Origin of the sequence: Microbacterium sp. MYb62, from assembly GCF_002979475.1 — a bacterium.
GTDB lineage: Bacteria > Actinomycetota > Actinomycetes > Actinomycetales > Microbacteriaceae > Microbacterium.
In genome coordinates this window covers 85,319-110,719 of record NZ_PCOY01000008.1, presented here as the reverse complement: position 1 = coordinate 110,719, position 25,401 = coordinate 85,319, and the positions used below count along the sequence as shown (strand labels likewise).

The window sequence follows — 25,401 nt, the reverse complement described above, 5'->3', positions numbered from 1 at the left end:
AGTTCCGCAGTGTTCCGGTCACATTTCCTGCCGCCGCCCGACCCGGCGAGCGACAGAGATCGCGACCGGAGCGGATGCCGTCAGCTGAGCTGCACGGCGAGGTCGATGAACAGCGCCGCCGACCAGCCGAACGCGGTGGTCGCGCGGTCGGCCTTGAAGCCCGTGCGCGGATTGAAGTACTCGTGCGGGCCGCCGCCGTGGATCACGAGGGCGACGATCTGCTCCCGCAGCTCCCGCGCCCGCTCGGCATAGCCCGACGCCTCCAGCCCCTCGGCCACCAGCATGCTCGTGTTCACCCACACCGGACCGCGCCACATGCGCTCGTCCGAGAAGTCCGGGTCGGACGCCGCGACCGTGGGCAGACCCCACTCCAGCCCGAAGCGCTCCGGGTCGTCGACGGCGGAACGCAGTGCCTCGGCGATCGGAGCCGGCAGCGTGCCCGTGAGCAGCGGCATCAGCCCGACGACCGTGTCGCTGAGCTGCGGCTCACCGCTGCCGAACGCGAGGAAGCGCCCCCGGCCCTGATCCCACATGCGCAGCAGCAGTTCCTGTGTGGCAGCCGCCCGCTCGCGGAACCGCGCCACGTCGGCGGCCGGCTCGTACCTCTGCAGCAGGGAGGCGAGCTCCAGATCCTGCCGCACGAGGTAGGCGCCGAGGTCGGGGGCCGCAGTCGGCAGCGGACCGTCGAAGATCGGACTGTCGTCGAGGCCGGAGGAATACGGATGCCCGTACTCCGGCATCCCGTCATGGTCGAGGTCACTGCCCGCGAACCACCAGTCCTGCGAACGCACGATGCGCGCCAGTTGCGTGCGCGCATAGTCGGGCGCATCCTCGATCTCGAGCACCTTGCGCAGCGCCCACGCGGCGAGCGGAGGCTTGGTCAAGGGCACCGGCGCACTCGGATCGGCGATCTGCGATCCGGCGCGGCGCAGGTTGGCGCGGTCGCTCTCTGGCAGGTCATCGCTGGTCGCCAGCACTCCGAGCTCGTGCACGACATCGGGCAGCTGCCCGTCGGGCTGCGGGAACCGGAACGCGATGTCGAGCTGTTCGCGCGCGAGCTCCGGGTCGCCATGCCGCAGTCCCACGGCGATGAAGTACGCGTCCCACTGCCACAGGCCGACGTAGCCGATCTTCGACGGCACGATCGCCCTGGCGTCTCCGAGGGAGGGCAGCTCGACGATGTTCGCACCGAGCACCCACCAGCAGAAGGCGGTCATCTCCTGCAGGTCGTCGCGCACGGTCGGACACTTCGCGAACCAGTCGGCCCAGATCGCCTCGGTCGCGATGAGCGCCGCGGCGTGGTCGCCCGGCTCGACGGCGACGGTGCGGTCGGCGGCGATCCGGAGCAGGATGCCGTCGCCGAGGGGATGCTCCTCCGTCCGCCCGTCGGGGTGCGTCAGGCGCACCCGCAGGCCGGGGGCTCCGCCCACACTCAGCGTCGAGGGGTCGGCGAACGTGAGGGTGGCGCCCTTCGTCTCGCTCCGCTCGCTCAGGGACCGGGGAGAGGCGCTTGGTTCCTGAGCGAGGAGCGGAGCGACGAGACGAAGGGCCCCGCCGAACGACACCCGCGCCGGAAGCACGTCCGTCACCGGGAGCACGGTCCCGTCCGCATCCAGGATCTCGATACCATCGAGCACCCGGCACTCCGACAGGCGCCGCTCGTACTCCGAGGTGTGCACGCGCACGCCCTCGCCGTCTTCGGCCCGGAACACGAGCACGCGCGACCGCGGCAGCGTGAACGGTGCGGAGACCAGGTCGAGGTGACGCCCTGCGAGGGCGGCGGCATCCGTCATCATCGTCCTCCGAGTCCCGAGGCGGCCATGCTGTTGAGGATCTTGCGCTGACCGATCACGAACACGATCAGCATCGGTACGGTCGCGATCGCGGAGGCCGCCATCACGAGTCCGTAGTTGATGGAACCGAACTGCCCCTGGAACGAGGTCAGCAGGAGGGGCACCGTGAAGAGGTCCGGCGTGTTCAACAGGACCAGCGGGAACAGGAAGGCGTTCCAGACGCCGAGCGCGGTGATGATGCTGAGCGCCGCGAGACCGGGCTTGAGGTTCGGCAGCACGATGCTCCAGAAGATGCGCCAGCGGCCGGCGCCGTCGACGAGCGCGGCCTCCTCGAGTTCCCGCGGCAGGGCGAGGACGAACTGCCGCATCAGGAACACGGCGAACGGGTTCGCGATCATGCCGGGAACGATCAGGGCGAGGTGGGAGTCCACCCACCCGAGCTGCGACATCAGCAGGTAGAACGGGATGAGCGTCACCTGCGCGGGGATCATCTGCGTCGCGAGGAACACGATGAACAGCACCTTGCTGCCTTTGAACCGGATCCGCGCGAACGCATAGCCGGCCATCGACGCCGTGATGAGCGTGCCGACGACCACGAGCACCGCGATGTAGGCGCTGTTCAGATACGCCTGCCCGAACGGCACGGCGTTCCACGCGTCGGTGTAGTTCTGCACCGTCCAGGGGTTCGGCAGGAATTCGAGCGGGTTCTTCAACAGCTGCGGCAGGGTCTTGAACGACGTGAGCAGCATCCACACGAACGGGAAGACCATCGCGATGCCGGCGACGATCAGGACCACGTGCAGCAGGGTCGAGCCGGCGCGACGTCGCGCGCGGTCGACACCGGGACCGCCGCGTCCGCGCGGTCGGTACCCGGGGGCGGTGATCGCGACCGTCGAGTCTGTGGGCGGCCCGCCGGGCTGGGTGAGGGGCGGTGTCTGGATGGTCATGCGGGGTCATCCTCGTAGTGGACGAACTTCTTCTGCGCGGCGAACTGGATGGCGGTGATGACGAGCGTCAGCACGAGCAGGATGATGCTGGCCGCACTCGACAGACCGAACTCGAACCGCCCGAAGCCGAGATCGAAGATGTGATAGACGATCGTGCGCGTGGCGTTGTCGGGGCCGCCGCCGGAGACGAGCACGTACACCGTGTCGAAGGTCTGCAGCGAGGAGATGAAGGCGATCACCGACGAGAAGAAGATGATCGGCGACAGCAGGGGGAGCCGGATGCTGACGAACAGCCGCCAGGCGCCGGCGCCGTCGATGCGGGCGGCTTCGATGACCGAGGGTGAGATGTTCTGCAGGCCGGCGAGGAAGATGATGACGTTGAGGCCCACCGACGACCAGATCGTGACGATGCACACGGCGAGGAGCGCGAGCTTCGGGTCCTGCAGCCAGTCCGGCGGGGTGATGCCGAAGATCTTCGAGATCGTCGTGGACAGCAGCCCGTCGGCGCGGAACATCTGCTGCCAGATCATCGCCACGGCGACGGTCGAGGTGACCACCGGCGCGAAGAAGAGGATCAGGTAGAGCGTGCGGGTCTTGAGCCTCTCCAGCGCGATCGCGACGACGACCGCGAGCGTCAGGCCGATCGGCACCGTGATGACGGCGATCAGCAGGGTGTTGATGATCGAGCGGCCGAGCAGCGGATCCTGCAGCTGCTCGACGAAGTTGGCCAGACCCACCCACTTCAGGTCGCTGAGTCCGTCCCACTCCGCGAAGGCGAGCACGAGGCTCGCGGCGAAGGGCAGCACGACGAACAGCCCCATGCCGATCAACTGCGGCGCGACGAAGACGTATCCCCATCGCCGGTCACGGCGACGCCAGGCCGCCTCCGCGCGGAGGGGGAGGGCGGATGCCGCAGGGCCGGCCTGCGGCATCCGTCCGTTCTCGGTGAGGGTGGTCACTCCTACTTCTCCGACCGTTCCTTGATCACGTCGGCGATGGTGTCGAGCGTGGCCTGAGCGTCGGTCTTGCCCTCGTAGAGCTTCTGGAACTCCTCCGCGATCGCGACGGGGAGTCCGGGGACCCTGGCCTCCGCCGGGTAGTCCTCGAAGCCGATGTCGCGCATGTCGAGGAACGTCTGCGCGTGTGCCGGGTAGTCCCCCTCGAGTACGACGTCGTCGGCGCCCTTGATGGACGGGACGGCGTTGCCGCCGCCCTCCAGGCGGAACGTCTGCCCTTCGGCCGACAGGAACTCGGTCCAGAACGTGAAGGCCGCGTCCTTCACCTTGGTCTTGCCGTTGATCGCGAGGAACGAGGTGGCGACGCCCGTGGGCGCGGCGACGCCGTCGGGCGTCGGCCACGGCACGATGTCGTAGCTGTCCTGCTCGCCCGTCGCGTTGACCGTGCCGATCGTGTACCGGCCCTGCACGAAGAAGCCGGCCTTGTGCGTCACGAACATGCTGTCGGCGCCGGCGCCGTCGGGGAGGGTGTCCGCCACCACGAAGGTCCCGTCCTGGAACAGCTCGCCGAACTGCTGCATCGCCGCGACGGTCGCGGGGTCGTCGTTCGCGACGAACGTGCCGGAGTCGTCGTACGGGGCGTCGAGGCCCTGCGACGACAGCCAGCTCCAGTGCGTCGCCCAGTAGTTCCAGTACATGGTGCCGGCCAACCCCGCATCGTGGAGCTGGGCGTTCATCTCGAGGAACTTGTCGGTGGTCCACTCGCCGTTCTCGGCCAGAGTCGCCGGGTCCTCGGTGATGCCGGCCGCGGCGAGAGCCTGCTTGTCGTACCAGAACACGTCGGGGTTCGAGTCGTTGGGTGCGGCGTACACCTCGCCGTCGTGCTCCGCGGCGCCGAAGAGGCCGGGGAAGAAGTCGTCCTTCTTGGTCTTGCTGTCCTTCGACTCCATCAGGTCGTCCAGAGGCATGAGACGGTTCGAGTCGACGAACTGGCCGATCATGTCGTCTCCCACGTAGAACACGTCCGGCGCGGTGTTGCTGGTGAGCTGCGCCAGCAGCTTGGAGTGGTAGTCGCCGTAGCTCGCGACGGGCTGCAGCTTGACCGTGATGTCGGGGTGGCGCTCCATGAAGTCCTTGTTGAACTCCTGGTAACGGGTGAGCTCGTCTGCGGTGCCCCAGGTGGACCAGACGACGGTGGCGTTGCCATCCGCGTCGACGCCGCCTCCGCCGCCCCCACCGCTGCACGCGGCGAGTCCGAGTACCAGAGCGCCGGCGGCACCCAGTGCCAGATACCGCGTCACGTTCGCACGTGCCATCTCGCTACCTCTTTCATCATTGGAAGATCAGGTCGGGATCGCCCCTTCGGGCGTACTGGTATTCTGTATACAGAACGCAATCCTGTCAAGGATGCACGGCTCGGTTCCGGCATCGAGACCTTCTCGTGACGTGCGACCTGCGCAGGCCGCAGACTTGTCTCATGACCGATTCCGACCCGCACCTGCTCGGCCCCGACCTCCTGCCGACGCCGTTCACCGCCGCCGAGATCCGTGACGCCACCGGAACCGGGAAGCTGATCCGGCTTCTCCTGGAGGGTCCGGACGGCCCGCTCGGCGAGCATGTCAACCGCTTCCGCGACACCGACGAGGAGGGCGCGACCCTGGATCGCTGGGCGGCGGAGGATCCGAACGCCGTCGTCTCGAATCGGGTGACCTGGGCCGAGCTGCAGGGCCACGCCGCGTTCGATGCCGGCACGACGAGTGTCTCGACGGTGGCGCTGAGCGCCCCGCTCGGCGAGCTCACCTGCCGCAGATACGACACCGACGACGGCGTCTTCTGGTTCTCGATCGACCATCCCGGCATGCCGGTGCAGTACGAGGCCGACGGTATGCGCACCACGGTGCTGAGCATCGAACAGGAATGACCCACCCGGGCACGCCGGAGGGCGGACCGCTTTCGCGACCCGCCCTCCGGATGGATGCTCAGTGCCCGGCGGCGCCGACCACCACGAACTCGTTCGGCACGACGTCGAGAGTCGCTTCCGCCGACACCTCGCCGGAGTGCAGGTCGACCGCGAGGATGCGGTCCTTCGCCGGCTCCGTCACGTAGGCGATATCGCCCACCACGTGCAATCCGGGGTGCGGCTGCTGCCACTCGGTGGGGCTCTCCCACGGATCGATGACGTCCCAGGCGTCGACGAGAGCACCGGATTCGTCCAGCAGCGACAGGGAGCCGTCGGCACCGAGCACCACGACGTGGCCGTGTCCGTCACGGCCGACGCCGCGCCAGGTGTACTCCGTGCCTTCCGGCAGGTCGACGATCGACATCGTCCGGTCGGTGGTGTCGATCCGGGCGAGCTTCGTCAGCAGGTAGCCCTCCTGGTCGGGGTCGGTCTTGTAGTCGCCGAACGCGATCGCGCTCGTGTCGGTCACGTAGGCGTTCCCGGTGCGCCCGAACTCGTCGGGGGCTTCGATCTTGGTGAAGGCGCCGTCGGCGAAGAGCAGCACGCCGTCTTCGCACCCGAACATCACGACCTCGCCCTTCAGCGCGCCCTCTCCGTGCACGCTCGGGCACTGCTCGTTGCGAGCGAGCTCGGAGCCGTCCGCGGCGAGATGCCGCACTCCGGTGCGCTCCTCGGAGGTGCCGATGGTGGCGAGGACCGTGCCATCGGAGAGCTCGAGCGCGACGCCGTGATGCGCGGCCTCCGACGCGATCGTGTCGACCTCGGGCTCGGCGCCGGTGCCGACGGCATCGGTGTCGAACACCCGCACCTCACCCGTGCCGTCGTCGAACAGCGCGGTGCGGCCGGCGTGCGGGACCGCATGCCCGGCCGCGACGGCGGGGAACACCTCGCCCGTGAACTCGACGGCGTCGGAGGCCAGACCGGTGTCGAGCACGTGGAAACCGTCTTCAGCGGTGACGAACACGTGACCGTCGTGATCGCCGGCGCCGTTGACGCGCAGGAAACCATCGAGTTCGACCCCGTCGATGGTCTCGAGCGTCTCGCCGTCGAGCACGAGCACGCCGCCGTCGTACGTCACGGCGATGCGGGTGTCCCCCTCATGGTGGTCTTCCGATGCGGCGGTATCGGCGCTCTCGGCGTCGGGTCCTGGGGTCGCACATCCGGCGAGCGCCATGGCGGCGATCACGCCGAGGGCGCCGATCGCGAGGCGGCTGCGGGGTCGGGTCATGAGATGGTCTCTCTTTCTTCTGGGTGGGTGCGCGGGATGCGCGACGACGATCGGGGGCGTCGAGGGTTCAGCCGACCTGCTGGACGAACCACGGGTCCAGCTCGGCGAAGGTGCGGGTGACGCGCCCATCGGCGAGGTCGATCTCGTGCACGGCTCCGGTCGCGGGGTCGGTGACGTAGGCATGGCGTGCGTCGATGATCAGCTGCACGCGGTCTCGCAACGCGGAGTCGGCGACGGACGCCGCCAGTACGGGCTCGCTGCGCACGAGCACCACACCATCCGCGGCGAGCACCCGCACGCGTCCCTCGGCGTCGATCGCGACCGTGCGACTGTCGTCATCGCCGAGAGCGGACGCACGCAGGAGCGGCACATCGGAGGGCAGCAGCATCCACTGCCGCTGCCGCACGTCGAGCAGCCAGGCCCCCCGATCGCCCGCAGTCCCGGCGAGATCGGGGCGATCAGGGCGTCCGGACAGCAGCATCGCCGGCGTCGCTCCCTCAGGGTGGGGGACGGTCTCGACGGCGATGACCCCACCGACGTCGCGGGTGAACAGCACGGCGCCTTCCCCGCAGGTGAACACGACCCCGACGCGGGTGACGTCGGCGTCACTCGCCTCGGCGCACGCCGCGCCCGCGCCGGCCGAGGAGTCGCCGGTCGAGGAGTCGCCGGCGACGTCGAGCACCTCGATCGTCTCGCCTCCGGTGGGGATGAGCAGATGCCCGGCGAACGGCACGACGGGCCCGGTGGCGGCGGCCGTCACACGAGGAGCATCCGTCAGAGCCGAGGCGAGCTCGTCGTGGGCGATGACGACGACCTCCCCTCCCTCGAAGGACACGGAGGTCAGCCGTCCTCCCCCGGCGACGCGCACGTCGCCCTCGCCGTCGAGCACCCCGAGCACGCGGGGCCGGCCGAGGAAGGAGTGGGTGTGGTCTCCGTGCGGGACGGTCCAACGGGCGGTGTCGATCACCTCGACGGAGATGGCGCCCTCCTCATCGAGGGCGCGGTAGACGAGTCGCCCGTCCCCGAAGACACCGCTGACGTCGTGCCGGCCGCGGGTGAGCTCGGAGCGCTCCTCGGTGTCGAGATCGAGCAGCGTGACGCCGCCACGTCGATCCGCGATCACCAGGGCGGTCGCCGGAGCGGGCACCTCGGCGGCGCCGCCGTCGTCGATGCCGTGCGCGTCCGGCGCGGCGGAAGCCGACGGCGGGGGAGTCGCGACGGGCGCACAGGCGGTGGCGCCGAGCAGGAGCGCGAGCGCGGCGGCGACGGAGGCGGTGCGATGCGAAGGAGGGAGGTTCATGACTCTGTCACCTTATTGAGAACGATTCTCGTTATCAAATCGGGTTTCCGCGGAGGCCCGGATGCCGGCGAGGTCTCCCGTCCGACCCGCCAGGCGCGCGAAGCTCTCGAACGTCCATACCCCGGCGTAGGGTCGCACCATGAGCAGCACAGCAGCCGTCGAATGTCCGGGGGTCGTCCCCTCCTATCTGCTCGCGCGCCTGGCCGAGTCGGGGCGCTTCCCCAAGGCCGCCGCCGCCGCGCGACAGACGCTGACCGCCGGTCGCCCGCCGTTCCGCGCCCGCATCGACCTGTCGATCGACGAGAACGGCGACCTCGTGGCACAGCTGTCCGACGCCCCGAACCGCACGATCAGCGATGCCGGCAACACGCAGCAGCTGCCCGGTGCCGTGGTGCGCGGCGAAGACGACGCCCCGGTCGACGACTCGGCCGTCAACGAGGCCTTCGACGGACTCGGGGCCACGTTCGAGATGCTGCTGTCGGCGTTCGACCGCAACTCCCTCGACGATGCCGGCGCTCCCCTCGACGCGACCGTGCACTACGGCATCGACTACGACAACGCGTTCTGGGACGGCGAGCGCATGGTGTTCGGTGACGGCGACGGCGAGGTGTTCCAGCACTTCACCGGCTCGCTCACGGTCATCGGACACGAACTCGCGCACGGCGTCGTGCAGCACACCGCGAACCTCGAGTACCAGGGACAGCCCGGCGCGCTGAACGAGTCGATCGCCGACGTGTTCGGCGCCCTGACCGAGCAGTACGCCCTCGGCCAGACCGCCGACCAGGCGACGTGGCTCATCGGCGCCGAGATCTTCACCGACGCCGTCGAGGGTGCGGCCCTGCGCTCGATGATCGCGCCCGGCACCGCCTACGACGACGACGAACTCGGCAGAGACCCGCAGCCCGACCACATGAGCGGCTTCGTCCGCACGACCGAGGACAACGGCGGGGTGCACATCAACTCCGGCATCCCCAATCGCGCGTTCGCCCTGTTCGCGACCGACCTCGGCGGCAAGGCCTGGGAGCGCGCGGGCACCGTCTGGTACCGGGCACTCACCGGGGGGCTCTCGAGCACAGCGACTTTCACGGACTTCGCCGATGCCACGGTCGCCACGGCCACCGCGATCGACGCCGCCACGGCCGCCGCGGCTCGACGCGCCTGGAGGACCGTGGGAGTCTATGAGGATGAGCGAGGCCCCTCCACCGACTGACGCGCAGGTCGTGATCGCGGTGGTGCGCTCGGGAGGCATCGCCGGCATCCGTCGTCAGTGGCGGGTCGAAGCGGAGTCCGACGACGCCGTGGAGTGGATCGATCTCATCGACCGCTGCCCGTGGGACCAGGAGGCGGATGCCGGCTCCGGCGCCGACCGATTCGTGTGGAGCATCCGGGCGCGCACGCCTTCGGAGCGTCGGGAGCGCGAACTGCCGGACTCCGCGCTCGACGGCCCCTGGCGTGCGCTCGTCGAAGCGGTGCGCGCAGCCTCGGGCTGAGGGCGTCGACCGCGAGCCGCGGCATCCGATCAATCCCGTGTGAATCCGGCCTCGCGGAGGGAGCACGGGTTCACAATGGAACCCATGGGACTGTTCCAGCACAAGCCTGAAGAAGAAGAGAACCAGTGGGTTCTGCCCTCTGAGCCGCTCGAGCGCTCCGAGGCGGACGTGCTCGACACCGCACCCGTCGTCGATCCGCTCTCCATCGGCCTCGGCGCCGAGACCAGCGGTGATCTGAGCTCGGTCCTGTTCCCCGTCGCACCTCCCGCCCCCGAGGGCGAGTCGACCGAGAACGCCGCTCCGGAGGACGACGATCCCGCAGACGACTGATCGAGCGCCGTCGCCTCCCGGGCTCAGCCTCGGGCTTCGCCCAGCCGCCAGTACCCCGAGAACGTGATGCGATCCTTCGAGACACCGAGATCGACGAGGTACCGGCGAAGCTCCTGCACGGCGAGACGCTCGCCGCAGACCCAGGCGTAGTCGATCACCTCGGGGAGGTCGGCGGCCCGCACGGCCTGCTGCAGCCGGACACCAGGGGCCTCCCCCCGACGCTCGACCCAGGTGACGTGGCCGAAGAGATCCTGCTTCTCGGCGGCATCCGAGATCTCGATGAAGACGTGCGTCTCGGGCGTCCGGGTCGTCTCCAGGATGCGGGCGATCGCCGGGAGAGACGACTCATCGCCGATGATCACCCGCGCACGCGTCTCCGGCAGAGGCGCATACAGCGCCGTGCACTCGCGGATGCCGAGAGCCGAGCCCACCTGCGCCCGCCCGGCGAATCGCGTTCCCGGACCCTCGTCGCCGTGCACGACGAAGTCGACGTCGATCTCGCGGTCATCGGGGCGGTGGTCGCGCAGGGTGTACCAGCGCAGATCGGGCCGCTCCTCTTCGGGAATGGCCGCGACCGCCGCGCGGATGTTCTCCGTGCCGTCGTTGACGGGCAGCACGAGCGGGGCGCTCTCCTCGCGCGGCAGCAGGAGACCGAGATACTCGTCGGGTCCAGCGGGCGCATAGTCGGCGAGCTCCTCGGCCGTGATCGTGAGCCGTCGCATGTGCGGGGTGAGATCGCGCACCGCGGTGACCCTGGCGGCGAAGACGCGGGCTCCGGTGCGGCGAGGACGCTGCGGAGGACGGACGCGGTTGACGGTGTGCTCAGCCACGCCGAGCCCCCTCTCTCCAGAGCAGCCACAGGAAGAACGCGCCGCCGACGGTGATCGTGACGACGCCGACGGGAATCGGCGCCGGGAAGATGTTCTGCGCGAGCAGGTCGCTCGTGAGCAGCAGCAGCGCGCCCACGAGCCCCGAGGCGAGGAAGCTGGTCGCGCCGGTCAGACGTCGCGCGATGTGCGGGGCGATCAGCGCGACGAACGAGATCGGACCGGCGGTGGCGACCGCGACGGCGACGAGCAGCGTGGCGGCGGCGAGAAGGATCCACCGAGCCCGCACGGTCCGCACGCCCAGCGCGGTCGAGACGCTGTCGCCGAGCGCCATCATGCGAGCATCGGGCGCGGCCTTGATGAGCAACGGGATGATCAGGAGCAGCGCGATCAGAGCCGGGAGGAGATCCCCCCACCCGCGCCCCTGCAGCGAGCCGACAAGCCAGGTCTGCGCCGTGGTGGCGCTGGCGACGAATACCTGAGTCAGCACGTAGTCGACGACGGCCATGGCGGTCGCCGACAGTGCGACACCGGTGAGGATCAGCTGCACGCCGTGGAGTCCGGATCGCGCGGTGAACAGCACGATCACCCCGGCGATCACGAGGGCGCCGACCACGGCGCCGAGGGCCGCCTGCGCCAAGGACCCACCGAGCACCAGCATCACGACGACCGCACCGACCGAGGCGCCGCTGCTGATGCCGATCACGTCGGGGCTGGCGAGCGGGTTGCGGGTGAGGCTCTGGAACACGGCGCCGGCGACGGCCAGGCTCGCGCCGACCACGATCGCGACGAGGCTGCGCGGCAGGCGCCGCCCGAGCACGAAGAATCCGTCGAGCCGCTCCGGCGGGCGCCCGAGCAGCGTCTCGATCAGCGCCACCGGGGTCACGGTGTACTCGCCGATCATGAGCGCGGCGACCAGCAGCACGAGCAGGGCAGCGGCGAGGATGCCGCACACGACCGCCGTGCGATGACTGAACCGCAACGACCAGCGCGCACCGCGCAGCACGCGGTCATCGGCGGTGAGGGCTTCGGTGCGCAGACTCACGACAGCCCCGACGTCCGCTTGCCCACGACGAAGCCGATCAACAGCGGCCCGCCGATCAGCGCGGTCACGATGCCGACCTGCACCTCGCCGCCTCCGCCGATCACGCGGCCGAGCGTGTCGGCCAGCAGCAGCATCGCGGGAGCCGCGAGCAGTGACAGCGGGAGCACCACGCGAAGGTCGGGGCCCACGAGTCGGCGCAGCAGATGCGGGATGACGAGGCCGACGAACGCGATGGGTCCGGCGATCGCGGTCGCCGTGCCGCACAGGAGCGTGACGGCGACGAGCACGAGCGCACGCACCACCCCCGGCTTGACCCCCAGGGCGACGGCGCTGTCGTCGCCGAGCGCCATCAGGTTCAGCGCGGGGCCGAGCAGCAGGGCGAGGATCACGCCGACCACGATGAGCGCGACCAGCGGCAGCGCCTCCTCGACCGGCCGTGCGGTGAGCGAGCCGACCCGCCAGAACCGGAACGCGTCGAGCACGGTCTCGTCGGTCAGCACGATCGCCTGCGAGACACCGGCGAGGATGGCGGAGAAGGCGACTCCCGCGAGGATGAGCCGCACGGGCGAACCGGCGGCGAACCGGGTGCCGGAGAACCAGAAGATCACCGCGGAGGCCAGGGCGGCACCGGCGAGAGCAAGCCAGATCGTGCCGCCGACGCCGAGCACCCCGAGCACGCTCATGCCCGCGACCACGCCGAAGGAGGCGCCGGCGCTGACCCCGAGCATCCCGGGGTCGGCGATCGGATTGCGGGTGAGAGCCTGCATCAGAACACCCGCTGCGCCGAGGGCGACGCCGCAGATCACGGCGTTCACCGTGCGGGTGACGCGCAGCTCGCCGACGATGTTGAGGACGTTCTGGTCGCCCGTGCCGAACAGCGAGAGCACGACCTCGTCGAGGGGCACGAAGCGCGCACCGACGGCGAGGCTCAGTGCCAGCGAGAGGGCCAGCACGGCCGCCACCAGCGCGATGCTGATCCAGATCGGGAGTCGGGACGCCGCGACCGGAGCGCGACGGCGCTCGACGACGGCGGGTGCGGAACTCATATTTGGTTAGCCTAACCAACTATCGGTAGTGTCGTTGCACGTGAACAGACCTCTCCGAACTCGATTCCGTCCGCTCGCCACCGCCGCCGCATCCCTGGCTGCGATCGCTCTGATCGCCACCGGCTGCTCCAGCACTCCCGCTGCCGAGGAATCCGCGCCCGCCGCAGACGATGCCGGCTACACCGTCGAGCACGCGATGGGTGAGACCGACTTCGAGAAGGTTCCCGAGAAGATCGTCGTCCTCGACTCCCCGCAGATGGACGCCCTGGTTGCGCTGGGCATCACGCCCGTCGGCGCCCCCGAGATCGGCGCCGGCCGTGGTTTCCCGGCCTATCTCGTCGACGACCTCGAGGGCACGGAATCGATCGGATTCATCGCCGAGCCCGACGTCGACGCGATCGCGAACCTCGCCCCCGACCTGATCATCGGGTCGAAGGTGCGCCACGAGGCGCTCTACGAGGAGCTGTCGGCGATCGCGCCCACCGTCTTCTCGGAGGACACCGGCACCAACTGGACCGAGCAGGCCGAGCTGACCGCCGCCGCCGTGAACCAGAGCGACAAGATGGACGAGCTCATCAAGGGCGTCGAGGACCGTGCGGCCGAGGTCGGCGAGGCGGTCGGGGCCGAGGGCACCACCGCGTCGATCGTGCGCTTCCGCGCCGACAACTTCCGTCTGTACGGCCCCGGCACGTTCTCGGGCTCGCTGCTCACCGACATGGGCTTCGACCTCGGTGCCGACCGTGACTGGAACGAGTACTCCATGATGGAGCTCAGCCCCGAGCTCTACGAGCAGGTCGACGGTGACGTGGTGTTCTACATGAGCCCGGGCGGCGACCCGACCGCGACCACGCAGGCGCAGATCACCGGCCTGTGGGGCGCACAGCCCGGACCCGCCGGCGACAAGGCGTTCGAGGTCGAGGACGACACGTGGATGGTGGGCATCGGCGTGATCGGTGCGAACCTGGTGATCGACCAGGTCGAGGACCTGCTCGGCTGACCCTTTCGAATCGCCCGAACGACTCCTTCTCCCCGCGAAACGGAGCGGTTCGGGCGATTCGGACACCCGGAGGAACCATGACCACGCCGCATCCGGCCGTCGAAGCCCGCGGACTCGTCGTCGCCTACGACGGCAAGGTCGTCGTCGACGGCGTCGACCTCGCGCTGCCCGAAGGCTCGTTCACCGTCATCCTCGGCCCGAACGCCTCGGGCAAGTCGACCGTGCTGCGCACCCTCGCCCGTGTGCTGAAGCCCGAAGCCGGCGACGTGCTGTTCGACGGCCGCGCGCTCGGCGAGTACGGCTCGAAGGAGCTCGCTCGACGGATGGGCCTGCTGCCGCAGGACGCGATCGCCCCCGAAGGGATGCGAGTCGCCGATCTGGTCTCACGCGGCAGATACCCCCACCACTCGGCGCTCCAGCGCTGGACCTCCACCGACGACACGGCCACGCGCGACGCCCTGGCCGCGACGAACACCGCCGACCTCGCGGAGCGCTACGTCGACCAGCTCTCCGGTGGACAGCGGCAGCGGGTGTGGGTGGCCCTGCTGCTCGCCCAGCAGACCCCGGTGATGCTGCTCGACGAGCCGACCACTTTCCTCGACATCGCCCACCAGTACGAGCTGCTCGATCTGCTGCGCACCCTCAACCGCCAGGGCAAGACCGTGATCGCCGTGCTGCACGACCTCAACCAGGCCGCGCGCTACGCCGACAACCTCGTGCTCATGAAGGAGGGCCGGGTGGTCGCCACCGGTACCCCTTCCGCACTGATCACCGCCGAACGCGTCGGCGAGGTGTTCGGCATCGACGCGGTCGTGACCCCCGACCCCGTCACCGGGACCCCCATGGTGGTGCGCCGGTGAGAAGGGGCTCGTCGCCCACCGTTACGGTGGAAGGATGACGATCACCGCCGCCGCAGACGGCTCCGCCCTGGGCAACCCCGGCCCCAACGGCTGGGCCTGGTACATCGACGACGATAACTGGGCGGCCGGCGGTTCCCCGCACGGCACGAACAATCAGGGCGAGCTGCGGGCGGTTCTCGAGCTGCTGCGCGCGACGGCGGGCACCGACGAGAAGCTGCTGATCGAGTGCGACAGCCGCTACGTGATCGACTCCGTGACGAAGTGGATGCCGGGGTGGAAGCGCAAGGGCTGGCGCAAGTCCGACGGTGGACCCGTGCTCAACCGCGACCTGCTGGAGGGCATCGACGAGGCGATCCGTGGCCGTGACGTCGAGTTCTCCTGGGTCAAGGGGCATGCCGGGCACCCGCTCAACGAGGCCGCCGACGAGCGCGCGAACGCCGCGGCCAAGGCGTACCAGGCGAAGCAGGAGCCGCGGAGGGGGCCCGGCTTCACGCTCGCCACGGATGCCGGAGGCGCGGTGGCCGCGTCGGCGCCGATCGCCGCATCCGCCGCTGCACCGGATTCCGCGCGCACCGGCGGCTCCCGCGCCGTCACGACGGACGACCGCCGCACCTCGACGGTCTCGGCGGCCGCGGCATCCGCTCCGTCTCCGGCGGCAACCGCGAGCCTGGCCGAGCCCCTGTGGGCCGAGGCCTCCGATCTCCTCGACGGCCTGGACGCTCCGGACGACGACCCGATCGAGCTGCGCATCCCGCTCTCTGCCGACGAGCACGCACGGCTGCGCGACCGCGCCGAGTCCCAGGGCGTCTCGCTCGAAGAAGCCCTTCGTCGCCTGATCTGACCCGCGGGCGAGGCGTCGCCCTCACCCCGGATGCTCCGGGCGCGCGCCGATCCCGACGAAGCGCCCGGTGATCCGCGTCAGTCGCGGGTGATCGCGCAGCATCCGCAGTGCTCGGGGCAGCGGGGAGCCCGCGTCGCTCGATGACAGCACCGGCCCTTGCAGACGGCGCTGCACCGCCTGGGTGACGAGCACCGGCCAGGCGCGGCGACGCTGCACCCTGCGCAGGTCGGCGGGGCGCGGAACGCGCTGGGCCAGCACAGGACCGAGGATGCGCGCGGTGGCGACGGCATCCTGGATGGCGAGGTTGATGCCCACCCCACCGGCCGGGGACATGGCATGGGCGGAATCTCCTATGCAGAGCAGCCCGTCGACGTGCCATCGACGCAGCCGCTCCAGGCGCACCCGCAGAAGGTGCACGTCTTCCGGGACGAGGTCGGCCGTCGCCTCTCCGAGACGTGCGGAGATGCGGCCGAGGCGTTCCTTCATCCGGCGCAGATCGTCGGCGGAGCCGGTCCACGTCCCTGCCGGGATCACATGCGCGCTCTGGAAGAAGTCGGTGCGATCGATCGTGATCACCATGCCCGCCCCCGCCTGGATGAACGGATGATGGTCGCCGGCCGTCTTCGGCACCCGGAACCAGAGCACGTCCATGGCCGCCGCCACGCCGACCGGCGTCAGCCCGGCCGCGGCGCGGAGCTCCGAGTCGCGCCCGGAAGCATCGACGACGAGTCGGGCGCGCACCTCGATCGTCCCGTCGGGCCCGGCGCCGGTGACGCCGACGATCCGTCCGTCCTCGCGCACGACGTCGTCGAGGCGGGTCGACCGCAGCAGCCGGAAGCCGGGGAACCGTTCCGCGGCGCCGGCGAGCAGATCGAGGAAGTCCCACTGCGGCATGAACGTCATCACCTTCCGCGATGTCGGCAGGTGGGAGAAGTCGGCCAGCGTGAGCTCGGTGCCATGCCAGCTGAGCGTGACCCGCGACATGTCGGCGTGAGGCCGCGCGAGGAACTCGTCGAGCAGGCCGATCTCGCCCAGAAGCTCCTGCGTCGAGGGATGGATCGTGTCGCCGCGGAAGTCGCGGAGGAAGTCGGCGTGCTTCTCGACCACGGTGACGTCGAGCCCCTGACGCGCGAGGAGCAGTCCGAGCATGAGACCGGCGGGGCCGCCTCCGGCGATGACGCAGTCGGTGTCGATTCGCGTGTCCATGGGGAAAGCGTCGTGCGTCGGGTGCGACGATGCGAGCATGGTCAATAAATCGGCTGGACGCCCGCGCGGACCGTCGACCGTGCGCGGGAGGCTTCTGCAGGCTGCTCAGGAGCACTTCGAGCGGGGAGATCTTGCCGCGCTCTCCTCACGCCGACTGGCCGCCGAGGTGGGCGTCAGTCACACACTGGTCAATTATCATTTCGGGTCGCGCGATGAGCTCGTCGCGACGGCGATCGCGTTGCGGGCCGCCCCGCACGACGTCATCGCGCTGTCCCGCGGGCGCGACGGCCACGGTCCCATCGATCCCTCACGGCTGGCGCACGGCATCCTCGCGGTGTGGGAGCATCCGGAGCACGGCCCGCGCCTCGCGCATTTCGCACGACGACTCGCCTCCCGCGACGGCTCGGCCGCCTCGATCACCGCCTACATCCAGGCCTCCGTCTACGAGCCGCTCGTCGACGACTTCGGTCGCGAGCAGGCGCGCAGGATGGCGGTCGCGATCGTCGGATTCCTCTTCGGCCGCTACGTGCTGGCGCTGCCGATGTTCGCCGGACTCTCCCGTGACGATGCCGGCCGCCTCCTCCTCTCGATGATCCGATGACCGCCGATCCCCCGCGACACGGCGGAAGCTCGGAGATCTGATCCGTAGACTCGGCGGATGACGGAATGGGTGGTGACGCAGCGGTGAAGGCCCGCACCGTCTTCGGCCTGCTCCGCCTCGGCGCGGCCGCCGTCTGCCTGGTGGCGCTCATCCACCGGCTCAGCTGGGGACTCGCGTCGAACACCATCGCGAGCCAGAACTTCTTCGCGTACCTGACCAACCAGTCGAACATCGCGTTCGTCGTGCTCCTGACCATCGCCGGCATCATCGCGCTGCGCCGCGCCAGGGATCCGCGGTGGCTCACCGTCGCTCTGGCGCTCGTCCTGACCTGGACGATCACGGCGGGACTGGTGTTCGCGATCCTCGTCTGGCAGGCCGGGATCCGCGGCATCCGCATCGATGTGCCGTGGTCGGATCAGGTGCTGCACTTCTGGCTTCCCGCGGTGACGGTCGCCGCGTGGGCACTGGCACCGGGGCACCGTTCCGTTCCGTGGAGGGTGATCCCGGTGACACTCGCCTACCCGGTGCTCTGGGGCGTGGCCACGATGATCCGCGGGCCGTTGATCGGCTGGTATCCGTACTACTTCCTCGATCCGCGGCAGGTGAGCGGGCCGATGGAGTTCGTGGCGTCGTCCGCGATCGCCCTCGGCACGTTCGCGGTCGTGGCCACCCTGCTCGTGCTCATCAGCCGGATGCCGCTGCCGCGGCGATTGCGTACGGATGCCGAGGAGAGTCCGAGCGCGCCGGACGCGGCGCGGATCGGCGAGCGCGTGGGTCAGACGTAGAGCGCGAGCGAGGCGAGTGCGGCCTCGATCGCCTCCTCCTCGTCGAGCCCCGCGAACTCCGCGGCTGCGGCCCCTCCGACGATGCCGACGAGCACGTTCTCACCGGTCGCGGGGCGCAGGTTGATCCAGGTCGGGATCACCACGTCGGCACCGACAGCGTGCCAGATCGCATGCTCGTCGTCCCAGAACGGCTCGTCCCACCGGAGCCAGACGGTCTCGATCGCGCCCATGCCGAGCGCCGAGACCGCCCCCCGGTTGGAGAACGGGAGGGGCGGGTCGAACTCGATGCTGCGATCCTGGAGCACACCGAGCGGCACGGTCACGATGACGCGGTCGAACGACAGCGCCTCCCCGGTGCCGAGGCGGACGCTCACCCCGGTGTCGTCGTATGCGAGGCGGGCGACAGGGGAGTTGAGCCCCACTTCGACGCCGTCGAGTGCCTGCTCGATGAACGGCGTGACGTCGTCGGTCGCGGCCTTCAGGTCATCCGTGGGCAGCGGCGGTGCGAACCAGCTCGACAGCTCGTCGGCGCCCGCGCCGGTGCGGGCGGCGAGGATCGCGAGCAGGGCCGCGGTCGCGGGGTCAGCAGGGTCGACGCCCGCAGCGGTCAGGGCATCGGTGACCGAAGAGTCTTCGGGGGCGGCCTGCGCCGTCGTGATCGCCGCGTCGAACGGCTGGGGATCGACCGGGTCGGTGTCGCCTTCGGGGCTGCGCCAGAGTTCACCGGCCAGCTCGACGACGCCGACCTCTCCGCTGCTCATCCGTTCGAGCACCTCGGCATCGTCGGCGCCGAAGAGCCAGGCGCCGAGTTGCACGGGCAGCGGCCACGTATCGTCGACACGCGAGTAGACCCGTCCGCCGACGCGGTCTCTGGCCTCGAAGACCGTCACCTGCATGCCGCCCTCGGCGAGCATCGCGGCGGCCGTGGCCCCGGCGAGCCCTGCACCCACGACCGCGATCCGCTCCCCCGAGGTCGCCGGGATCAGCAGCTCTTCGGCCGCGCGCGCGCCCGAGCTGATCGCGCCGCGCACCGTGCCGGGGGCGTCCTCATCGGTCGCCTCGCCCGCGAAGAACAGACGTCCGTCGACGGGCTTGCCCAGCGCGAGACGCGTGCCGGCGAGCGCGCCGACGGGTGTGAAGCTGGCGGCGCCGAGCGCGAAGGGGTCGGTGGTCCAGGTGCTGCGGATGCTGCCGGCTGCGGCGGGGACGCCGGGCGGAGGCTCGGGTTCGCGCGTGCGGGTGGGCGTCGGCGTGGGCGCGGGTTCCGGCGTGCAGGAGGCGAGAAGCACCGAAGCGACGCCGGCTCCGGCGCCGAGGAGCAGAGTGCGGCGCGTGATCCTCATCGTGTCGCCACTTTATCCCGCGCAGCCGGGTTCCGCCTGTCGGGCGCCGGTTGTCGGACTCGCCGGCGCAGGCGAAAACGCCGGATCAGGCGGTCTCCTCGGAGAACCGCCTGATCCAGCGTGAGGGCCTGCAGCGACGACGGATGCCGCGCTCAGACCGAGAGCAGCTCCCGCTCCAGGCGAGCGAACGACGACTCCATGCCGTCGGCCATGCCGGTGGCGAGGATCATGTCGCGCGTCTCCTTGTCGGGGTACTCGATGAGCAGCGTGACCAGCGTCGCGCCGTCCTCCTCGTAGAGATTCAGATCGTTGAGGGTCTCGGTCGGCAGGCCCTGCATCCGCTCGGTGCTGACCGCGCGGCGCGGGGCGTCGATCAGGAGCGCCTCCCCCTCGAAGCCGAACGGCTGCCCCTCGGTGTCGCCGACCGGCGCCCAGGAGTTCCGGTACGACTGGCCCACCTCGGTCGCGGCGACGCACTCCGTCATCTCCCACCCGTCGGGACCGAGCATCCACTTGCGGATGAGGTCGGGCTCGAAGTGGGCGCGCCAGACCAGCTCGCGCGGCCCCTCGACCAGGCGGGTGATGCGCACGTGGGTGTCGTCGAGCAGCTCCACGCGCGTGCCCTTGCCCTGTGCGTACTCGCGGAGGTCTTGCAGCACGGCGTCGAGCTGCGCCATGGCCATCTTGATGCCCTCGACCTGGCCCATCTCGACGACCTGCTCCAGCGCGTCGACCGAGTCGAAGTGGCTCGTCGTGATCATGCGGGTGCCGTCGGGGGTCGAGTCGAACGAGAACGACATCCGCTGGGCCGGGAAGCCGTCGAGCGGTTTGCCGCTCTCGTCGACGAACGAGTCGATGACCTCGAAACTGTGCGGCGCGTCGATCGAGACGAACTCCCAGGCCCCGGAGGACTTCTCGCCGCGCGGACCGTTCATCGAGTAGACCGCGCGTCCGCCGACCGTGTGGTCCCAGGCGGTGAACGTGGCCGGCCAGCCGGGAGGGCCCCAGAAGCGCTCGAGCTGACGCGGGTCGGAGTAGGCGCTCCAGACGCGCTCGACCGGCGCGGCGAAATCGGCGACGACGGTCATGGTCAGGTTCTCGGCATCGGTGGTGACGTCGGTGACAGGCATTTCAGTCTCCTTGTTCGTTCTTCGTGGTGTCGCTGTTGTCGGATGTCCCGGACCGAGGCGTCTCGGCCAGCAGGTCGTCGAGCCGGGCGATGCGCGACCGCCACAGCTCTTCGTATCGGGCGAGGAGCGCCCTGGCGCGGGCGATCATCTCGGGGTTCGCGCGGACGAGCCGCTCGCGTCCCTCGGCGCGCTTGACGATGAGGTTCGCGGCCTCCAGCACGGCGACGTGCTTCTGCACCGCGGCGAACGACATCGCGTATTCGGAGGCGAGGGTCGAGACGGACTGCTCCCGCTCGATCGTCCGGCGCAGGATGTCGCGCCGGGTCGACGTCGCCAGTGCGTGGAAGACACGGTCGACCTCCGCTTCGCTCAGCTCTCGTTGTGTAACCATTTGGTTGTACGTTATGCCTGGGCGGAGGGGATGTCAAGGGGCGCCCGCGGATCGGACCAGCCGGTCCACATCGAAAACGTCGTCCTCTTGCTCGTCACGCCCGCGTGAAGTGCAAGACGGTCGTTCCGCCGGGCAAGGGTGTGACCCCGGCCCGTGTCCACATGGTCGGTTCGAACGTCGCGTCTGCTCCCCAGAGAGGAATTCCGGTTCCGATCGTGAGGGGGCTGAGCTTCACGACCAGCTCATCGATCTCGGAACGGAGTGCGGCTGCGAGCGCACCACCTCCGATGAGCCAGATCCCGCCTCCCGCTTCGTTCTTCAAGGCGCGGACGCGCTCGACCGGGTCGTGCCGGACGAGTTCGATGGCGGGGTCGGGGAGCGTCTCGAGAGTCGTCGAGAACACGAGGTGCCGCAAGTGCGGATACGCATTCGGCACACCCGCCGCGAGCCCGATCTCGTAGGTGCGGCGACCCTCCAGCACCGTGTCGAATCGCGAGCCGCGCTCCGTGATGCCGAGCGCCTCGCGGGCGACGGACGGCAGCGTCTCGGGGTACTCCTCCGTGAGGAATCGGATGTAGTCGTCGGTCACGGGCCAGAATCCGTCAGGCCCGGTGGGATCGTCGCCGCTGGGCCCGGCGATGAAGCCGTCGAGGGACGCTGCTATCAAGTACGTGAGTCTGCGGGTGGCCGTCATGGGGTGCTCCTCGGCGTGCTGTCTGCAACCACTATGGCTGTAGTTGGCGTCTGGATATGAAAGTAGTACTACGGATGAAGTGGTGTCAAGTGCAGACCGATGAGCGCGCCCGGGCGGCGTCGGACACATCGCGCCGTCTCCTTGCACCGGACTCAGGGCCGGAATGCACGCTGCGCGTGGCGGTCCCCGTCGAAGGTCTCCGATGCCGACCAGCGGAAGACCTGCTCCTCTCCGTTCAGCGTCAATCGCACGTGGTCCTCGGCGACGCGAACGTCGGCCGCGTCCGCGGTCAGGGCCTCGAAGCCGCGATCCCGGCGCAGAGCGCACTGCCAGGCGATGACGACGTCTCCGCGCACCGGCGCCGTGGTCACCCGAGGGTAGGCAGCATGCTCTCCCAGCGCCGTGCCACCCGCGACCCTCTCGATCCCGGCCTCCACCGGCAGCGGCGCGCCACTGCCTTCCGCGTCCGATCCCGTCGTCGCGCTCCAGGCCCCGAGCCAGCGGATCCCGGCCCACACACCGGCCGCGCCGACCGCAGCCGCGCGGTCGGAAGACACCTGCACGCTCGAACCACGGTCGTCGTCCTCTTCCCACGACACCGCCGCACCGCTCACCGTCAGCCGCAGGCCCGCGGCACCTCGCACCCGGGCGACGTACACCGTCGCGTCGTCGCCCACGTGGGCCGAGACCGCGGTCTCGACCTGGCGCCCTGCCGCATCGAGGGCGCGCGTGACGGCACCTCCCCGCGGCGTGACGGTCGCGGTCGACGCCGCTCGATGCACGGCTCCCTCGATCGTCAGGTCGCAGTCCCGCTGCCCCTCCCCGCACACCGGCGCGGTCGCCGTGGAGAACTGCAGCCGGCGGTACAGATGGTCATCGCGGGTGGGATGCCCGTCGCTGCCGAAGTTGTGCAGCGTCACGAGCCCGTCGCGGCTCTCCACCAGCCAGCGTGGAGCAGGGATGCTCACGCGTACATCGCTGTGCTCCGAGAGCATCGGCGACTCCGTGTCCGTCCAGATCGCGTCGTCCGGCGCGAGGAGCAGCCCGAGGAAGCCCTTGCTCGCCCAGTACGGGGACCCGGATCCGCTGTACGACTGCACGATGTCAGCCGCAGGCGCCGCCCGCCACCCCAGGGACAGGATGCCGTCGTCGAGCACCCCCTGGTCGGTGAAGTGCCGCAGCGTGCCGCTGGCGATCCGTCGCATCCGCGAGAGCGGGAGGGCGTCCACCCCCTCCCACCGCGCCATCCAGAACGGCGCGGTGACTCCCCAGCGATAGATGAGCGAGCGTCCCATCAGCACCGGAGCACCGTCACGCGAGAACAGATGCTGATAGCCGACGAGGAAGGCCCCCAGCCGCTTCCGGTACTCCGCTCGGCGGTCATCCAGACGCGTGCCGAGCATCCGGGCGATGAAGAACGGGTACCAGTGGAAGGCGTAGGCGTTGTAGTGGTCGAACCGCCGACCGTCACCGTCGGTGTACCAGCCGTCGCCGCGGTACCAGTCCTCCATGCGGTCGAGTGCGTTCTCGACGAGCGCCCGCCGATCCCGGAGCCCGACGCTCGTCGTGAAGGCGGCGAGCGTCGCGCCGAGCAGCACATGGTTGTTGTCGGCGCACCAGGTGCCCGCCGCATCGTCGAACCACGCGCAGATCCCCGCCTTCGTGGCGTCGTCCAGGGGCTCCCAGAGCTGGGGCCGCGCGACGTGCAGGCCGATCGCGACGGCCGCAGCCTCCACGGTGGGTTGGCTGTGGTCGGACAGGCGCGGCCAGAGCCGCCCCGCCACACCGCGTCTCAACGCCTCACGCCAGTGCGCCGCCTCGCTGCCGGTGTGCGCCGGAGCACCGGCGATCCGCAGAGCGGCGAGCAGGAACGTCCGCGCGAACCCCTCCAGCCGATCGACGGGAGACGACGACCCGTCCCCCGCGAAGTCCACGAGCGCCCCGCCCTCCAGGGCGTGGGCGCGAGCGGAGGAGAGCAGCCGATCGGCCGCGGCCTCCCAATGCGCGCGGGCGTACCCGGTGTAGGGCGAGAGCTCGTGGTCGAGGTCGGGCATCCAGTGCGGTGAGGGGCGGAGAAGGCGGGGCATCCCTCCATCGTGCGTGCCGCGGAGCAGAGGATTACAGACCAAAGGACGTTGATTCCTCCGGTGCGTGCCCGCTTGGATCGAGGCGAGTCACTGCACAGAGGAGCACACATGCCCGCGCACCCCCACATCGTCGTCGTCATGGCCGACCAGTTCCGCGCGTCCGCCCTGGGACTGCTCGGCGAGGATCCCGTCACGACGCCGCACCTGGACCGCCTCGCACGCGAAGGCCGCCTCGTGCGCCATGCGGTCAGCTGCTACCCCGTGTGCAGCCCGCACCGCGCGATGTTCCTCACGGGCCTGCGTCCCGCCGACAACGGCGTCACCCTCAATCTCAACTCCGAGACGGCGACGGACGGGGTCGGACTGCGCGACGACCTCCCGACCTGGGCGAGCATCCTCCGATCGCACGGATATCGGACGGGCTACATCGGCAAATGGCACCTGGAGCAGCCGACTCCCGAAGACGAGATTCACGGCGAGGGACGGCGCTCCGACGGCAAGGTCTGGGATGCGTGGTCACCGCCCGCACGCCGCTTCGGCTTCGACTTCTGGTACTCCTACGGGGCCGCCGATCGGCACTTGGCACCCCACTACTGGCGTGGAGACGCGGAACGCGGCGAGCGCATCGATGTGGAGCAGTGGTCGGCGGAGCACGAGATCGACGTGGCGATCGACTTCATCCGCACGACACGGACGGATGACGCGCCGTTCGCTCTCATGGTCTCGCTCAATCCGCCCCATCAGCCCTTCGATCAGGTGCCGGATGAGTATCGCGCCCTCTACGCCGATCGCGACTCCGCGCAGTTGCTCACCCGTCCCAACGTGCCCCGCGATGCCTCGCCCGGCTCTGATGCGGCGGTCGCCGTGGACCAGGCCGCCGGCATCGCCGCCGACTACTTCGCCGCCGTCTCCGGGGTCGACGCCCAGATCGGCCGCCTCGTCGCGGCTCTGGACGCCCTCCGCGAGGAGGCCGGCTCGAGCGCTCCCTCGCCCGTGCTGATGTTCACCTCCGACCACGGCATGCAGCTGGGCAGCCAGGGCCTCCTGTACAAGAACGTGGGATACGAGGAGTCGATGCGCATCCCCCTGATCGTCCACGCCCCGGGGACGATTCCGGAAGGGGAGAGCGGCGAGCTGATCGATTCCCTGGGTTTCGCTCCGACCCTGCTGGGCCTCGCCGGTCTCGATCGGGCGATCCCGTCGGCCATGGCCGGTCGGGACAGCTCAGGGGCGCTCCGCGGGACCACCCCGGAGGCAGCCGATCCGGAGGCGCTCTACTACCGCTATCCCTCGCGCGGCGACGACAGCAGCGCCCGTGGCATCCGCACCCGCTGCGACAAGCTCATCGCGACCTGGGATCCGTCCGCCGGTCTGCGCCTCGAGTACTTCGACCTGACCGACGACCCGTACGAACTCCGCAGCCTCCCAGACGCGGAAGGCGCAGCGCGGCTCGCCGACCGGCTGATGACAGTCCTCCACGACGTCGGCGACGACTTCGCGGGCCTCGCGGCGCTCCGGGAGGCGTTCTCCGCCGCGAGCTGACG

Annotated in this window: 25 protein-coding genes; 10 read left to right on the top strand and 15 right to left on the bottom strand. The window is 70.1% G+C overall.

The features are described from left to right. Positions 1 to 80 precede the first annotated feature (80 nt). The 4 genes from CQ042_RS10490 to CQ042_RS10475 are packed head-to-tail and all read right to left on the bottom strand — an operon-like array spanning position 81 to position 5,012. Positions 81 to 1,796: an amylo-alpha-1,6-glucosidase gene (locus tag CQ042_RS10490; RefSeq protein WP_146115379.1), complete on the bottom strand. Its 1,716-nt coding sequence runs from the start codon at positions 1,794 to 1,796 to the stop codon at positions 81 to 83. Further along, positions 1,793 to 2,740 carry a carbohydrate ABC transporter permease gene (locus CQ042_RS10485; protein WP_105670422.1) on the bottom strand — a complete coding sequence of 316 codons (948 nt, stop codon included), beginning with the start codon at positions 2,738 to 2,740 and terminating at the stop codon, positions 1,793 to 1,795. Before CQ042_RS10485 ends, CQ042_RS10490 begins: the two co-directional genes overlap by 4 nt. Then, a complete protein-coding gene (locus tag CQ042_RS10480; protein ID WP_105670421.1) occupies positions 2,737 to 3,699 on the bottom strand; it encodes a carbohydrate ABC transporter permease in 963 nt (320 codons plus the stop codon). Before CQ042_RS10480 ends, CQ042_RS10485 begins: the two co-directional genes overlap by 4 nt. A gap of 2 nt (positions 3,700 to 3,701) precedes the next feature. Continuing rightward, positions 3,702 to 5,012 carry a sugar ABC transporter substrate-binding protein gene (locus tag CQ042_RS10475; protein ID WP_105670420.1) on the bottom strand — a complete coding sequence of 437 codons (1,311 nt, stop codon included), beginning with the start codon at positions 5,010 to 5,012 and terminating at the stop codon, positions 3,702 to 3,704. 161 nt (positions 5,013 to 5,173) lie between these two features. Between CQ042_RS10475 and CQ042_RS10470 the strand changes: the two genes are divergently transcribed. Further along, positions 5,174 to 5,617: a hypothetical protein gene (locus CQ042_RS10470; protein ID WP_105670419.1), complete on the top strand. Its 444-nt coding sequence runs from the start codon at positions 5,174 to 5,176 to the stop codon at positions 5,615 to 5,617. Positions 5,618 to 5,675: 58 nt separating this feature from the next. Here CQ042_RS10470 and CQ042_RS10465 read toward each other — a convergent pair whose 3' ends face one another. Both CQ042_RS10465 and CQ042_RS10460 read right to left on the bottom strand, forming a co-directional pair. After that, the gene (locus CQ042_RS10465; RefSeq protein ID WP_105670418.1) at positions 5,676 to 6,884 is read right to left on the bottom strand and encodes a hypothetical protein; all 1,209 of its coding nucleotides are present in this window, start codon (positions 6,882 to 6,884) and stop codon (positions 5,676 to 5,678) included. A gap of 67 nt (positions 6,885 to 6,951) precedes the next feature. Then, the gene (locus tag CQ042_RS10460) at positions 6,952 to 8,184 is read right to left on the bottom strand and encodes a hypothetical protein (RefSeq protein WP_105670417.1); all 1,233 of its coding nucleotides are present in this window, start codon (positions 8,182 to 8,184) and stop codon (positions 6,952 to 6,954) included. A gap of 139 nt (positions 8,185 to 8,323) precedes the next feature. Here CQ042_RS10460 and CQ042_RS10455 point away from each other — a divergent pair, with 139 nt between their 5' ends. The 3 genes from CQ042_RS10455 to CQ042_RS10445 all read left to right on the top strand — a co-directional run bounded on the left by CQ042_RS10455 (position 8,324) and on the right by CQ042_RS10445 (position 10,004). Continuing rightward, positions 8,324 to 9,394: a M4 family metallopeptidase gene (locus CQ042_RS10455; protein ID WP_105670416.1), complete on the top strand. Its 1,071-nt coding sequence runs from the start codon at positions 8,324 to 8,326 to the stop codon at positions 9,392 to 9,394. Continuing rightward, complete coding sequence (locus tag CQ042_RS10450) at positions 9,369 to 9,674, top strand: protealysin inhibitor emfourin (RefSeq protein ID WP_105670415.1); 306 nt, start codon at positions 9,369 to 9,371, stop codon at positions 9,672 to 9,674. Before CQ042_RS10455 ends, CQ042_RS10450 begins: the two co-directional genes overlap by 26 nt. An 84-nt stretch (positions 9,675 to 9,758) precedes the next feature. Next, entirely contained in the window at positions 9,759 to 10,004 is a 246-nt protein-coding gene (locus tag CQ042_RS10445; RefSeq protein WP_105670414.1) for a hypothetical protein, read from the top strand. Between the two features lie 23 nt (positions 10,005 to 10,027). Here CQ042_RS10445 and CQ042_RS10440 read toward each other — a convergent pair whose 3' ends face one another. Genes CQ042_RS10440 through CQ042_RS10430 form a run of 3 tightly spaced genes read right to left on the bottom strand, consistent with a single transcriptional unit; the run spans position 10,028 to position 12,922 of the window. Beyond that, positions 10,028 to 10,834 (bottom strand): siderophore-interacting protein, encoded by an 807-nt coding sequence (locus CQ042_RS10440; RefSeq protein ID WP_105670413.1) that lies wholly within the window; start codon positions 10,832 to 10,834, stop codon positions 10,028 to 10,030. Next, positions 10,827 to 11,876: an iron chelate uptake ABC transporter family permease subunit gene (locus CQ042_RS10435; RefSeq protein ID WP_105670412.1), complete on the bottom strand. Its 1,050-nt coding sequence runs from the start codon at positions 11,874 to 11,876 to the stop codon at positions 10,827 to 10,829. Before CQ042_RS10435 ends, CQ042_RS10440 begins: the two co-directional genes overlap by 8 nt. Continuing rightward, complete coding sequence (locus CQ042_RS10430; RefSeq protein WP_105670411.1) at positions 11,873 to 12,922, bottom strand: iron ABC transporter permease; 1,050 nt, start codon at positions 12,920 to 12,922, stop codon at positions 11,873 to 11,875. The genes CQ042_RS10435 and CQ042_RS10430 overlap by 4 nt, the downstream gene beginning before the upstream one ends. A gap of 40 nt (positions 12,923 to 12,962) precedes the next feature. On the opposite strand from CQ042_RS10430, the gene CQ042_RS10425 reads away from it, so the two are divergent. From CQ042_RS10425 to CQ042_RS10415, 3 genes are all read left to right on the top strand, one after another. Continuing rightward, positions 12,963 to 13,919: an ABC transporter substrate-binding protein gene (locus tag CQ042_RS10425; RefSeq protein ID WP_105670482.1), complete on the top strand. Its 957-nt coding sequence runs from the start codon at positions 12,963 to 12,965 to the stop codon at positions 13,917 to 13,919. A 77-nt stretch (positions 13,920 to 13,996) separates the two neighbouring features. Beyond that, the gene (locus CQ042_RS10420) at positions 13,997 to 14,779 is read left to right on the top strand and encodes an ABC transporter ATP-binding protein (protein WP_105670410.1); all 783 of its coding nucleotides are present in this window, start codon (positions 13,997 to 13,999) and stop codon (positions 14,777 to 14,779) included. A 34-nt stretch (positions 14,780 to 14,813) separates the two neighbouring features. Then, the gene (locus CQ042_RS10415; protein WP_105670409.1) at positions 14,814 to 15,620 is read left to right on the top strand and encodes a ribonuclease H; all 807 of its coding nucleotides are present in this window, start codon (positions 14,814 to 14,816) and stop codon (positions 15,618 to 15,620) included. Between the two features lie 21 nt (positions 15,621 to 15,641). On the opposite strand, the gene CQ042_RS10410 is transcribed toward CQ042_RS10415, so the two are convergent. After that, the gene (locus CQ042_RS10410) at positions 15,642 to 16,826 is read right to left on the bottom strand and encodes an FAD-dependent oxidoreductase (RefSeq protein ID WP_258132220.1); all 1,185 of its coding nucleotides are present in this window, start codon (positions 16,824 to 16,826) and stop codon (positions 15,642 to 15,644) included. Between the two features lie 37 nt (positions 16,827 to 16,863). Between CQ042_RS10410 and CQ042_RS10405 the strand changes: the two genes are divergently transcribed. Both CQ042_RS10405 and CQ042_RS10400 read left to right on the top strand, forming a co-directional pair. Continuing rightward, positions 16,864 to 17,427: a TetR/AcrR family transcriptional regulator gene (locus tag CQ042_RS10405; protein WP_181157530.1), complete on the top strand. Its 564-nt coding sequence runs from the start codon at positions 16,864 to 16,866 to the stop codon at positions 17,425 to 17,427. 65 nt (positions 17,428 to 17,492) lie between these two features. Next, positions 17,493 to 18,212, top strand: a complete 720-nt coding sequence (locus CQ042_RS10400; RefSeq protein ID WP_105670407.1) for a Pr6Pr family membrane protein — start codon at positions 17,493 to 17,495, stop codon at positions 18,210 to 18,212. On the opposite strand, the gene CQ042_RS10395 is transcribed toward CQ042_RS10400, so the two are convergent. The 5 genes from CQ042_RS10395 to CQ042_RS10375 form a co-directional block, all read right to left on the bottom strand. After that, positions 18,203 to 19,555 carry an FAD-dependent oxidoreductase gene (locus CQ042_RS10395; RefSeq protein WP_105670406.1) on the bottom strand — a complete coding sequence of 451 codons (1,353 nt, stop codon included), beginning with the start codon at positions 19,553 to 19,555 and terminating at the stop codon, positions 18,203 to 18,205. The two genes, CQ042_RS10400 and CQ042_RS10395, sit on opposite strands and share 10 nt — an antisense overlap. Before the next feature lie 152 nt (positions 19,556 to 19,707). Further along, entirely contained in the window at positions 19,708 to 20,685 is a 978-nt protein-coding gene (locus CQ042_RS10390) for an SRPBCC family protein (RefSeq protein ID WP_105670405.1), read from the bottom strand. Between the two features lies 1 nt (position 20,686). Continuing rightward, positions 20,687 to 21,076: a helix-turn-helix domain-containing protein gene (locus tag CQ042_RS10385; RefSeq protein ID WP_105670404.1), complete on the bottom strand. Its 390-nt coding sequence runs from the start codon at positions 21,074 to 21,076 to the stop codon at positions 20,687 to 20,689. A 94-nt stretch (positions 21,077 to 21,170) separates the two neighbouring features. Continuing rightward, entirely contained in the window at positions 21,171 to 21,770 is a 600-nt protein-coding gene (locus CQ042_RS10380; RefSeq protein WP_105670403.1) for a dihydrofolate reductase family protein, read from the bottom strand. A 152-nt stretch (positions 21,771 to 21,922) separates the two neighbouring features. Then, entirely contained in the window at positions 21,923 to 23,857 is a 1,935-nt protein-coding gene (locus CQ042_RS10375) for a DUF2264 domain-containing protein (protein ID WP_105670402.1), read from the bottom strand. Positions 23,858 to 23,965: 108 nt separating this feature from the next. On the opposite strand from CQ042_RS10375, the gene CQ042_RS10370 reads away from it, so the two are divergent. After that, positions 23,966 to 25,399: a sulfatase gene (locus CQ042_RS10370; RefSeq protein ID WP_105670401.1), complete on the top strand. Its 1,434-nt coding sequence runs from the start codon at positions 23,966 to 23,968 to the stop codon at positions 25,397 to 25,399. The last annotated feature ends 2 nt before the right edge of the window (positions 25,400 to 25,401 follow it).

Bases quoted from the DNA above. Each gene is read 5' to 3' on its own strand.
- CQ042_RS10490 (WP_146115379.1), bottom strand. From the start codon at position 1,796: ATGATGACGGATGCCGCCGCCCTCGCAGGGCGTCACCTCGACCTGGTC.
- CQ042_RS10485 (WP_105670422.1), bottom strand. From the start codon at position 2,740: ATGACCATCCAGACACCGCCCCTCACCCAGCCCGGCGGGCCGCCCACA.
- CQ042_RS10475 (WP_105670420.1), bottom strand. From the start codon at position 5,012: ATGGCACGTGCGAACGTGACGCGGTATCTGGCACTGGGTGCCGCCGGC.
- CQ042_RS10470 (WP_105670419.1), top strand. From the start codon at position 5,174: ATGACCGATTCCGACCCGCACCTGCTCGGCCCCGACCTCCTGCCGACG.
- CQ042_RS10465 (WP_105670418.1), bottom strand. From the start codon at position 6,884: ATGACCCGACCCCGCAGCCGCCTCGCGATCGGCGCCCTCGGCGTGATC.
- CQ042_RS10460 (WP_105670417.1), bottom strand. From the start codon at position 8,184: ATGAACCTCCCTCCTTCGCATCGCACCGCCTCCGTCGCCGCCGCGCTC.
- CQ042_RS10455 (WP_105670416.1), top strand. From the start codon at position 8,324: ATGAGCAGCACAGCAGCCGTCGAATGTCCGGGGGTCGTCCCCTCCTAT.
- CQ042_RS10450 (WP_105670415.1), top strand. From the start codon at position 9,369: ATGAGCGAGGCCCCTCCACCGACTGACGCGCAGGTCGTGATCGCGGTG.
- CQ042_RS10445 (WP_105670414.1), top strand. From the start codon at position 9,759: ATGGGACTGTTCCAGCACAAGCCTGAAGAAGAAGAGAACCAGTGGGTT.
- CQ042_RS10430 (WP_105670411.1), bottom strand. From the start codon at position 12,922: ATGAGTTCCGCACCCGCCGTCGTCGAGCGCCGTCGCGCTCCGGTCGCG.
- CQ042_RS10420 (WP_105670410.1), top strand. From the start codon at position 13,997: ATGACCACGCCGCATCCGGCCGTCGAAGCCCGCGGACTCGTCGTCGCC.
- CQ042_RS10415 (WP_105670409.1), top strand. From the start codon at position 14,814: ATGACGATCACCGCCGCCGCAGACGGCTCCGCCCTGGGCAACCCCGGC.
- CQ042_RS10410 (WP_258132220.1), bottom strand. From the start codon at position 16,826: ATGGACACGCGAATCGACACCGACTGCGTCATCGCCGGAGGCGGCCCC.
- CQ042_RS10405 (WP_181157530.1), top strand. From the start codon at position 16,864: ATGGTCAATAAATCGGCTGGACGCCCGCGCGGACCGTCGACCGTGCGC.
- CQ042_RS10400 (WP_105670407.1), top strand. From the start codon at position 17,493: ATGGGTGGTGACGCAGCGGTGAAGGCCCGCACCGTCTTCGGCCTGCTC.
- CQ042_RS10395 (WP_105670406.1), bottom strand. From the start codon at position 19,555: ATGAGGATCACGCGCCGCACTCTGCTCCTCGGCGCCGGAGCCGGCGTC.
- CQ042_RS10390 (WP_105670405.1), bottom strand. From the start codon at position 20,685: ATGCCTGTCACCGACGTCACCACCGATGCCGAGAACCTGACCATGACC.
- CQ042_RS10385 (WP_105670404.1), bottom strand. From the start codon at position 21,076: ATGGTTACACAACGAGAGCTGAGCGAAGCGGAGGTCGACCGTGTCTTC.
- CQ042_RS10380 (WP_105670403.1), bottom strand. From the start codon at position 21,770: ATGACGGCCACCCGCAGACTCACGTACTTGATAGCAGCGTCCCTCGAC.
- CQ042_RS10375 (WP_105670402.1), bottom strand. From the start codon at position 23,857: ATGCCCCGCCTTCTCCGCCCCTCACCGCACTGGATGCCCGACCTCGAC.
- CQ042_RS10370 (WP_105670401.1), top strand. From the start codon at position 23,966: ATGCCCGCGCACCCCCACATCGTCGTCGTCATGGCCGACCAGTTCCGC.